The 8,966-nt window shown below is 67.0% G+C and carries 12 protein-coding genes and 1 pseudogene; 4 read left to right on the top strand and 9 right to left on the bottom strand.

Going from position 1 to position 8,966, the window contains the following annotated elements; genetic code table 11:
- Positions 1-178: 178 nt before the first annotated feature.
- The gene (locus tag ACF1FZ_RS34765; protein ID WP_391777362.1) at positions 179-475 is read left to right on the top strand and encodes an STAS domain-containing protein; all 297 of its coding nucleotides are present in this window, start codon (positions 179-181) and stop codon (positions 473-475) included.
- An 86-nt stretch (positions 476-561) separates the two neighbouring features.
- Here the strand turns inward: ACF1FZ_RS34765 and ACF1FZ_RS34760 are convergent, their stop codons facing one another.
- From ACF1FZ_RS34760 to ACF1FZ_RS34745, 4 genes are all read right to left on the bottom strand, one after another.
- The gene (locus ACF1FZ_RS34760) at positions 562-804 is read right to left on the bottom strand and encodes a hypothetical protein (RefSeq protein ID WP_391777360.1); all 243 of its coding nucleotides are present in this window, start codon (positions 802-804) and stop codon (positions 562-564) included.
- Positions 805-836: 32 nt separating this feature from the next.
- Positions 837-1,055: a hypothetical protein gene (locus ACF1FZ_RS34755; RefSeq protein ID WP_391777359.1), complete on the bottom strand. Its 219-nt coding sequence runs from the start codon at positions 1,053-1,055 to the stop codon at positions 837-839.
- 155 nt (positions 1,056-1,210) lie between these two features.
- Positions 1,211-1,732 (bottom strand): hypothetical protein, encoded by a 522-nt coding sequence (locus ACF1FZ_RS34750; protein WP_391777358.1) that lies wholly within the window; start codon positions 1,730-1,732, stop codon positions 1,211-1,213.
- Between the two features lie 692 nt (positions 1,733-2,424).
- A complete protein-coding gene (locus ACF1FZ_RS34745) occupies positions 2,425-2,646 on the bottom strand; it encodes a hypothetical protein (RefSeq protein WP_391777357.1) in 222 nt (73 codons plus the stop codon).
- 305 nt (positions 2,647-2,951) lie between these two features.
- Here ACF1FZ_RS34745 and ACF1FZ_RS34740 point away from each other — a divergent pair, with 305 nt between their 5' ends.
- Positions 2,952-3,308 carry a PRC-barrel domain-containing protein gene (locus tag ACF1FZ_RS34740; RefSeq protein WP_391777356.1) on the top strand — a complete coding sequence of 119 codons (357 nt, stop codon included), beginning with the start codon at positions 2,952-2,954 and terminating at the stop codon, positions 3,306-3,308.
- 27 nt (positions 3,309-3,335) lie between these two features.
- Positions 3,336-3,509, top strand: coding sequence for a hypothetical protein (locus ACF1FZ_RS34735; protein WP_391777355.1), 174 nt, complete (start codon positions 3,336-3,338; stop codon positions 3,507-3,509).
- 74 nt (positions 3,510-3,583) lie between these two features.
- Here the strand turns inward: ACF1FZ_RS34735 and ACF1FZ_RS34730 are convergent.
- Together ACF1FZ_RS34730 and ACF1FZ_RS34725 are read right to left on the bottom strand one after the other, a co-directional pair.
- Positions 3,584-3,904 (bottom strand): annotated as a pseudogene (locus ACF1FZ_RS34730) (transposase); the annotation flags it as partial.
- 105 nt (positions 3,905-4,009) lie between these two features.
- On the bottom strand, positions 4,010-4,285 hold the full coding sequence (locus ACF1FZ_RS34725; RefSeq protein WP_391777354.1) for a hypothetical protein: 276 nt from the start codon (positions 4,283-4,285) through the stop codon (positions 4,010-4,012).
- A gap of 144 nt (positions 4,286-4,429) precedes the next feature.
- On the opposite strand from ACF1FZ_RS34725, the gene ACF1FZ_RS34720 reads away from it, so the two are divergent.
- Positions 4,430-5,491 carry a TerC family protein gene (locus tag ACF1FZ_RS34720; RefSeq protein WP_391777353.1) on the top strand — a complete coding sequence of 354 codons (1,062 nt, stop codon included), beginning with the start codon at positions 4,430-4,432 and terminating at the stop codon, positions 5,489-5,491.
- A 619-nt stretch (positions 5,492-6,110) separates the two neighbouring features.
- Here ACF1FZ_RS34720 and ACF1FZ_RS34715 read toward each other — a convergent pair.
- The 3 genes from ACF1FZ_RS34715 to ACF1FZ_RS34705 all read right to left on the bottom strand — a co-directional run bounded on the left by ACF1FZ_RS34715 (position 6,111) and on the right by ACF1FZ_RS34705 (position 8,885).
- The gene (locus ACF1FZ_RS34715) at positions 6,111-6,395 is read right to left on the bottom strand and encodes an STAS domain-containing protein (RefSeq protein WP_391777361.1); all 285 of its coding nucleotides are present in this window, start codon (positions 6,393-6,395) and stop codon (positions 6,111-6,113) included.
- A gap of 117 nt (positions 6,396-6,512) precedes the next feature.
- Positions 6,513-7,583 (bottom strand): terpene synthase, encoded by a 1,071-nt coding sequence (locus tag ACF1FZ_RS34710; RefSeq protein ID WP_391777352.1) that lies wholly within the window; start codon positions 7,581-7,583, stop codon positions 6,513-6,515.
- A gap of 333 nt (positions 7,584-7,916) precedes the next feature.
- On the bottom strand, positions 7,917-8,885 hold the full coding sequence (locus ACF1FZ_RS34705) for an IS630 family transposase (RefSeq protein ID WP_391777351.1): 969 nt from the start codon (positions 8,883-8,885) through the stop codon (positions 7,917-7,919).
- Positions 8,886-8,966: the final 81 nt, after the last annotated feature.

Raw genomic sequence — 8,966 nt, 5'->3', positions numbered from 1 at the left:
CGCGCGAAGCGAACGGTGCACGACGGCGCGTCCTGGGATGAAACAGGAGGAGTGCGGGCGAGACCACGGCATCAACACCCCACCAGCACCACCGGGACCTCGAGAAGCACCCATCTCATCCAAGCCGAGTCGCATAGCACCTGAAACTTCATCAAGAGAGGCGTAAACACCCTCTGAGCTGCGCCCTCGCATACTGGCGCTGCTGGAGGAGAGTGACTGCCGCCACCTTGTGCTGGACCTGTCCCGCATCGACTGCTTCGACTCCTCGGGGCTGGCCATGCTCCTGGGAGCGCGGCACCGCAGCCAGACCTCCGGCACCACGCTTACCCTGGCCGCACCGACCCCCCTCATCAGCCGCATGCTGAGCACCACCCAGACCATCACGGTCCTGTCCGTGGCCCCTTCCGTGCACGAGGCACTGCGCCCCCGCCCAAGGGCACAAGGAGACGCTGCCCAGGCAGCGGATCAAGCCTGACCAACTGCCTGCTAGACCGACCCCGGGTTCATAGCCGCCACGCACCGCGCTGCCAGGTCGGACAGGCAGTGGAGTTGACGATGGGGTCAGCCGTCCGCTTCGGTTTCGAGGCGGCCGGCGTGGTCGGGACCGGGGTGGTCGACGCCGGGATGATCCACGGGGTTGTCGTAGTCGAACTCCACCTTCCCGAAGGATGCGCTGGTGATGTGGAGTGCTGGGCTCCTGTCGGTGTGCGGCACCTGCCACGCCGACGACGTCGCCCGCGAGGAAGCAGCCGCCAAAGCGCCCGCTTCCGGGCCGCCACGCCACCGGAGCCGGAGCATGACCACGACCAGGAGCCGGGCAAGCTCCGCGGACCGGGTCAGGCCGGGGCGGCCTGCTTCGCCAGCGCGGCGAGTGGGGGGCGCCGGCCTTTCTCCACCGTGCGCAGCTGCTCCCAGTCGACCTCCGGGTGTGCGGGGACGACCACGTCGACGGACACTGTGGTGGAAAGCGCGACGTCGACGGCTCCGGCCCGGCTGGTGCCGAAGCGGACCTCGATCGCCTGCGGGGAGCGGATCCAGGCGACGGCCCGCTTCACGGCGACGTTCTGGTGAGCGCCATGGCAGCGAGAGGTGCCTCGGTTCGCGCGCTCAAGAACCTTCAGAAGATCATTGAGCGTGCTTGAGGGCCCTGGGCACACCTATTCCGCAACCTTCGTCAATACCCCGTCGGGGCCAAGCGCCGTACCTGCTCTCAGGAGGCTCGCCTACGATCCGGCAGCCACGTGGAACCCGACGGGGGTAGAGGCATATCGGATCTGAGCTCCGCGCGGATCGCGGCCTCCAGGGCATCTTGAGCTCGGCAGGCTTCCAGCCGTAGCTGCATCAGTGCGGTGTCTCGGTCCATGCGGCCCGTCGCGTTGAGCAAGTGGATACGGCCCGCCACGGCCTGCACTGTGTTGAACAGCCGGTTCACCTTGGCGCTTCCTACGGCAGTGCCCCGGGCGCCAAACCGGGCGCGCTCCAGCGCGGGCAGCCTGGTGTCCTCGAACGGAAGCTCTTCCGACGCGTCCTGGTTGGCGAGCCACCAGGTCAGCCCCTGCTGTTCGGCGTGAGCTTCCACGAGCATGTCTGCGTACAGGGCGACCCGTTGCTCTCGCAGCAGGCGTACCTGCTCTTGACGTAGGGCGAACTTGAACGCTTGGACGGGCACGACGAGGGCCACGCTTGCCGTGACGAGGAGCGATGCGATGGAGATGGCCGTCTGAATGTCCACGGTCAGAGCCTATGACGTCGCCCGCGAGGCAGCCGCAGCACAAGCCGCCCGCCTCCAGGCCACTGTGTCGCCGAAGCCGGAGGACGACCAGTAGCCGGGCCGGGGCCGCAGATGGTCCCGCGGACGGTCCTGCCGACACCCTCCGCACCTGGTGTGACCACGGCGCGGGCGCGAAGGGTTGCACCCGCACCCGGGCTACGCCGGTGCCGGCGCCGGGATGCGCGGAGCGCACGATCTCTTCGTCATGCAGGCGCGTATCGCATGGCTGTTGGTCACCGAGGCCGGATTTCGTGCCGTCTCCCTCGACCAGGGCTGGACGCTCTGCATACTGCTCGAAACCTACCTCCGCACCGGGGTCGGGAATCCGGCCTCGCTGCTGCAGGACGCGGAGCCTTTCGCCCGCACCGAAGAGATACTCGCCCTCCTACGGTGGATGCATTTCACCGCCCAGCGCGGCTACTCGGACGCGCCAGAGCTTGCCAGACCCGAAAGACCCAGCGCAGCCGCCCCGACCCCTCAAGGGGATGAACGCACCACAGGGGGGGAGCGGCACCGGGGGCGGGACGCTCGGAAGTACCCGCGCGGGACACTTCCAGCGGGACGAACCGCAGAGGGCCGGCCCCCCAAGTCCGGGAAGCCGGCCCTCCCCGCGAGATACCGCCTATGCCGTCACAGGCCGGGCAGATGCTTGGTCACTCCTGGAACTCCCTGCTCTGCACGCCGTGGAACGACGGCTTCGCGGGACGGGCCTCGGACTGCGCCATGCTGTCGGCGAGCGGGGCGAACGTCTCGCTGCGCCGGACGACATCGAGGAACTTGCCCAGCGCCGCCTTGTCCTCCCACAGTGGCGACGCAGTGCTGATGATCAAACTCTTCACGTGCTCCGACTCGGTCACGGCCTCGGTTGCTGCCACCGCGTGTCCCCTCCTGGTCACCGGAACGATCAGCCAACCAACCGGCGACCCTGCCCCGCAAGGTGGCCTTCGGGCAGGGGGCGATCCAGGATGCTGTGGGCCCCGATCCGGTGCCACACGATGTGGCGGGCGCCGCGGACTACCTCCGGGCTGTGTCGCGCGCCCGTCCGATACCCAGGTGAGTTTCACAGCCCGGCAGGCCGGCGGCCACGCTGCTTCGCGCGCCGCTGGTGTGGGCAGGTGTCGGGAGGGCACACTGAGAAGTGCACCGGTCGGGGTAGACCGCCATGTGAAGGGAACCGTTGATGATTCACAGTGCGGATATCCGTGAGTGGCGGACCCATGACGTCGTCGACGTGGGCGGCCACAAGATCGGCCTGCTGGAAGCTGTCTACGTGGACACCAGCAGCGACGAGCCGTCCATGGCTACGGTCCAGGTCGGGCTGCCCACGCGCCGCCAGCTGGTTTTCGTCCCGCTGGCCGGCGCGATCGTGGGGCCGGACTACGTCAAGGTCGATTACGACAAGTCACATGTGAAGAAGTGCCCGGCGATCGGCACGGACGATGTCCTGCCCGCCGAGGACGAAGCCGCGGTCTTCGCGCACTACGGCCTGCCCTACCAGCCCGGCGCGAACGGTGAGCGGCAACTCGCCCGCCGCTGACCGGCTCACCAAGGAGATGCCTGACGCATGATTCTGTTCCTGATCCTCGTCCTTGCGGCGATCATCCTGGGCATCATCGGCGCCGTTGCCGAAGGGCTGTTCTACCTGCTGGTCATCGGGATCGTGGTGTTCGCCGCCGCGTTGGTCTACCTGGGGATACACCTGCGGCGCTCCGGCCGCCGTGGCCGCACGCTCCGCTGACCGGCTGCGTCGGCCTCCTCGCTCTACCGGGGGAGCAGGGCGTTCACGGTCTTGCCGCCGGTCGCCTGGCGGGTCACGGAGGCGGTGAGGGCGAGGCAGATCGCCTCGGCGTAGGTGGCCGAGCCATCCCGGCACACGACCTCGATCCCCTTCTTCCCGCGTAGCCAGGCCGTGAGGGTGGCGGCCTAGCGGTCGGGCAGGGCATCGGCACGTTTTCCGGTCTCGGCGTCGATGGTGATCGTGGCGTAGTGGTGACGGCGGCGCAGGGCGAAGTCGTCCACCCCGATCACCCGAGGGACGCGCACCGTCGGCGGGGGGATGCGCCGCAGCCGGCGCAGGGCTGTGGCGTAGGAGACGGGCGTGGCCAGGAACCGGGTGAGCCGGGAGGCGGCCCGATCTCACATGTAACGTCAACGACGCCCGTCACCTGCCGTCACCACCGACTACGGAACAGGGCCGCTCGTTTGACAGACCCACTGAGGGGCGGTTCACCCACTTCTTCAGAAGGCACGTGGGGGCATCAGCGTCTCCGCACTATCGATCACGGCCGCGCAGCGGGGCGTGCCATGGCCGGGGGTGATGTGGATGGTCACGGTCAGGGGCGGGTCCCTGGGTAGCTCTCCTGTGACGTGCTGGGGGCGGTTCCTGTGCAGCGGGGCGTGACTGGTTTCCTTGCCGTCGACGAGGAGCTCGACGAGCCCCGGGTGGCCGCCGTAGATGTTCACGGTCACCGAGTGGTCTGCGGCATCGAGGTGGAAGTGGTGACTTCGTGCCATCGTGCGCCTCCTGCGGCACAACCGCCTCTACTCACACCATGCCTCCGGTCGGCTCTGCCCGCTTGACATGCCTCCGGGGGCACAATGCCGGACACTCCTGTATAAGCAGGTGTATTTCCCTCGGGTCATAGTGAGGTGTTCGGCGTGCTTGAGGTTCCGCTCTGGTTGTGGGCGGCCTTCGCCGTGACGGTGGTCGTGTCGCTGGCGGTAGACCTGCTGTCCCACCGCACCGCGCATGTCATCCACTTTAAGGAGGCAGCCGCCTGGAGCGGCCTGTGGGTGAGCCTCGCCCTGATCTTCGGCGCGGTTGTCTTCCTCGTCCTCGGCACCACTGCGGGCACCGAGTACACGACAGCCTGGCTGCTGGAGAAGAGCCTGTCGGTCGACAATCTGTTCGTCTTCGCCGTGATCTTCGCCTACTTCAAGGTGCCCCGCGCCTACCAGCACCGCGTACTGTTCTTCGGCGTCATAGGCGCGCTCGTCTTCCGCGGGATCTTCCTGTCCCTCGGTGTGGCCGTGGTCAGCCGCTTCACCGCGGTGCTGTTCGCCTTCGCAGCGGTGCTCTTCTACAGCACCTACAAGCTCCTCAAGGACGAGGAGGAGAGCTTCGACCCAGGCAGAAGTTTTGCGGTGCGGATGCTCCGCAAGATCATCCCGGTGCGGGACGAGTACGCGGGTGCGAAGTTCTTCGTCAAAGAAGCCGGCAAGAGGGTGGCGACTCCGCTGCTCGCGGTGGTCGCTGCCATCGAGGCCGCCGACCTGATCTTCGCTGTCGACAGTGTTCCCGCCGTCCTTGCGGTCAGTGACGACGCCTTCATCGTCTACACCAGCAACGCGTTCGCCATCCTTGGCCTGAGGGCCCTCTACTTCATGCTCGCCGGCCTGCTGGACCGCTTCCACTACCTGAGCAAGGGCTTGGCGATCATCCTCGCCTTCATCGGCGTCAAGCTCATCCTTCAGGCATCACACAAGATGATCAGCCCCGGTATCCCGGAAATCCCTTCACCGATCAGCCTCGCGGTCATCGTCGTCGTCCTGGCGGGTTCCGTGGTGCTCAGCCTCAGAAGGCCCGCCGCGGCAGATGCTGCGGAACAGGTTGACGCGCAGGAGGCCGCCTCCGTGGCCACCGAGGAGCCCAGTTCTTCCCCTGTGGTGGAGAAACCCGAACCCCCTGCAAGTCCACCGGACAGGGGCCCGGACCCTTGATCCGCCCAATCTCTCAGCGAGGAGGCGAGGCGCTTCCCCATACGCTAAAACAGACATATCGTAAATATATGACAAAGAAGAAGCAAAGAATCGAAGCGTACGCGTGCCCGGTCTGCAAGCAATCCGTGCCGGTCGCAGTTCACCGCCACAAGACCCTCGGCATATTCGTTCCCGAGTGGGGTCCGGGTGCATGCCAGAATCGCGACTGCCCCGACTTCCGGCTGGACCCCAGTCACAAGCACTCCCCAGCCCGGTAACTGGCCGGCAGGTCGGTGATGGGCTGCCGGCCTGGACGGTGGCGGTCGCCCCAGCAAGTCACGCCAGACGGCCCGCCGGAAGGTCCTCGCCGTGGCGTCCGCCACGCTGGGCAACCCTCCCAGGCCGACCGCGAGAGCCGCATCCAGCAGGATCTTGCCCGGATCGTACACCGCCCGAGGCCGCCGTCACGGCGACAGCGCCGCCGATACCGCACTGCCCGGACCAGCCCTACGGGCAGTCTCGGCCAGCAGCACCCGCCGGCCCGTGGGACCAACCCGCTCCTGCCGCCCGGTGACGTACAGGCAGCGGAGGAAGGAACGGCGGCTGCGGAAACGTCTGGCAGCTGTCCGGGATGACGGCGTCAGGCTTCGCCGCCGACGACCAACTTGTCTTTGGCCTCGGCGAGAGTGCCGTACACCTGGAGAGCGGTGTCCATCCCCGTCACCCCCAGCAGCGCGCTCAGCCCGGACGAATCGCAGAACGACACCGCGGACAGGTCCAGCACCACCCACCGCTGGCCCCGCAGGATCCCACCCAGGAGATGGTCACGGAAGAACGGGGCGGTCTCGTAGCCCATATCCCCACCGGCCTGCACCAGTAGAGTCGTTCCCGACGCACTCGCCTGAACCGAGGGGCCCCCGGCCATCGCGCTCTCCCACCCGTCCCGGCGGAAGAAGCAACCGATCGTGACGATGAGCCTACTGACTTTCCTCACATCACGCCCTCACTCCGTTCACAAAGGCAGGTGGGCCAGGACGACCTCTCAGTCTTTCAACAGCGTCCACCACCACGTGATGCTGGGGATCGGCAGAGGCTGGTGCGCTTCGCGTTCCTGGAAGGGGGAGGCGGCGCTGCCGACGGGAAGGTCGGCGGGGTTGTCCGGGTTGACGTAGCGGTGGGTGGTCAGGGACCAGCCGTAGTCGGCGCGGATCCATGAGTCGCAGTCCGTGATCCACCGGCGCAGCTCATGGTCGGCGTCGCGCAGGATCTGCTCGCGGAGGCGGAGGTAGAGGGCCATGGCGCGGGTGTGCATCACGGCGGTCTCGTTCACCGCTTCGTCGAGTGAACAGTTCCGCTCGTACGCGATCAGGTCGACGATGTGGCCGTAGCCGTCCTGACTGCGCTGGTGCTCCTTGTGGTAGGAGACGAGGTCGTTGGACCAGCCGATGATGGAGGCGAAGACCTCGACGAAGCCCCATACGTCGTAGCGCTCGTAATCTGCTGCGGGGAGGTCGTAGCCGTGGATGATCTCGCTCAGCGTCGAGAAGATCTTGACGCCGGAGGAATCGAGCCGGACTGACAGGTGGTCACAGAGACTGGGAATCCGCCCCTGCGCGTTGTTGGCGGCCATCCAGATCTGGCCCTGGAGGTAGGCGCGGAAACTGAAGGCCCAGCGGGCAATCTGCACAGGCGTGGTCAGATCGTCGAGCCGCAGGCGCAACTCGCGCAGAGCGGCACCGTAGTGGTCCTCGACGGGTGCCGCCCAGGGTACCTCGACGACACGCTGGAGCTTGGTGATGACGAGCAAGGTGGCGTCCGGTGATGCCGCGACCAGCCCTTCGTCGCAGAACTCATCGTCGAACGCGAAGAGCCACATCAGGAAATCCGACGTCCACTGCAACGCCGCGAGGCGCCCCGAGGGGGCCCCGCGACTGGTTAATCCCCCCACGGAGATACGCGTCAGCCGTTCGCGCTGCGCCCGGTCGGAGTAGAGGCCGAACCGGTCGAGCCAGAGAGCCGAGCGTTCATCGATCTCACGCCAACCGGGATGGATTCCCGAGGGAAGCGGAACCCATAACTGCGGGATCTTCGGTGCTTGAGCTGTCAAGGTCATGTACCGCTCTCTCCCATGTACGTTGCGTTACCTCTGCGACCCGGAAGTTAACAAGGTGTACGAGGAACGAGTACAGCCGTTTCAGCAGTCAGGACGCGGTCGTGCTGTTCCAGGCGTCCTACGAGGGCCCCGTCTCCACCGACCCCGAGGAGCCGGCCGCGGCCACCGTCACGGACCTGCTCGACGCCGGGCTCTTGATCCGCGTCGACGACGTCCGGTACAGCCTCCACCTCACCTGTTGGACGACACGAGAGTGTCAGTGGTCGGCGACATGGTGTGCGTCAGTGCGGAAACGCCCCGGTGCAGGACGCCGGGGCGGTATTGATCAGAAACTCATGGGGTTCGCTCGTCGATGATGTAGCGGACGTGTCGGCCGCCGAAGTATCCCCGCACGGTATGGGGCTGACGTTGTCGGCGGTGGAAGAACCGCCGGGTTTCGGCGGCAAGTTCGGCCTGGTTCCTGGCCCGGTGGGTGTGGGGCAGGCTGCGTTTGAGGTCGGCGTTGACCAGCTCGTCCGGGTTCAGCTCGGGTGAGTACGAGGGCAGGAAGTGCAGCTCGACCTGGTCCTTGTGGTCGGCGAGCCAGTCCCGGACGGCCTTCGAGCGGTGGGCCGAGTGCCGATCGATGACCAGGTGGACCTTCCGGTCGAAGTGCCCGGTGAGCCGGGCGAGGAAGCGGCACATGACCTGCGCGTCGAAGGTCTCGGTGAAGACCATGAAGTGCATGCGCCCCTTGGTGCTGATCGCGGACATCGCGTTCACCGAGAACCGGTTCCCGGTGCGGCGCACGACCGGCGTCCGGCCCTTGGCACCCCAGGTGCGGCCGGTGACCTGGTCCGAGCGGATCCCGACCTGGTCGGCGAAGAGGATCTCGCTGTTCTCCGCCTTCACCCTGGCCCGGATCGCCGGCCAGGTCTCCTCACGCCAGATCCGGACCGCTTCCGGATCCTGCTCGACGGCCCGCTTGTCCGGTCGCTGGAAGCTCAGACCCCACCGCTTGAGGTACTTGCCCACTCCGGGCTCGGTGAAGCGGACCCGGTACAGCTTGGAGATCAGCCGGCCTATCAGGGCCCGTGTCCACAGCTGACCCGAAAGTCCCAGGTCGCACGGGGTGTGGTCGAGAACGGCCTGCCGAACAGCAGCCTGCTCGGCCTCGGACAGGACCTGGTGCTCGCCCACGCGACGGCCTCGTGGCCGGGACAGGAGCGCGTCCCGGCCCCCAGCCCGCCCACCAGTTGTCCACGGCCCTGACCGACACCTTGAACAAGGCCGCGACGGGCCTTGACCTCGAATCCTGAACACGGGTTATGCGGCTTGTGTCAGCGTAGTTGGTGTGCGGTGGGGGTGTTCTCGAAGGCGATCGGTGATTGTTGTCCGAGGCGG

The organism is Streptomyces sp. NPDC014623 (assembly GCF_043088245.1).
Classification (GTDB): Bacteria; Actinomycetota; Actinomycetes; order Streptomycetales; family Streptomycetaceae; genus Streptomyces.
Note: the sequence above shows the minus strand (reverse complement) of the source record. Positions and strands in the feature narration are given on the sequence as shown.

Coding starts and splice junctions, on each gene's coding strand:
- ACF1FZ_RS34735 (WP_391777355.1), top strand. CDS start 3,336: ATGATTCTGTTCCTGATCCTCGTCCTTGCGGCGATCATCCTGGGCATC.
- ACF1FZ_RS34715 (WP_391777361.1), bottom strand. CDS start 6,395: ATGGCCGGGGGCCCCTCGGTTCAGGCGAGTGCGTCGGGAACGACTCTA.
- ACF1FZ_RS34725 (WP_391777354.1), bottom strand. CDS start 4,285: ATGGCACGAAGTCACCACTTCCACCTCGATGCCGCAGACCACTCGGTG.
- ACF1FZ_RS34740 (WP_391777356.1), top strand. CDS start 2,952: ATGATTCACAGTGCGGATATCCGTGAGTGGCGGACCCATGACGTCGTC.
- ACF1FZ_RS34710 (WP_391777352.1), bottom strand. CDS start 7,583: ATGACCTTGACAGCTCAAGCACCGAAGATCCCGCAGTTATGGGTTCCG.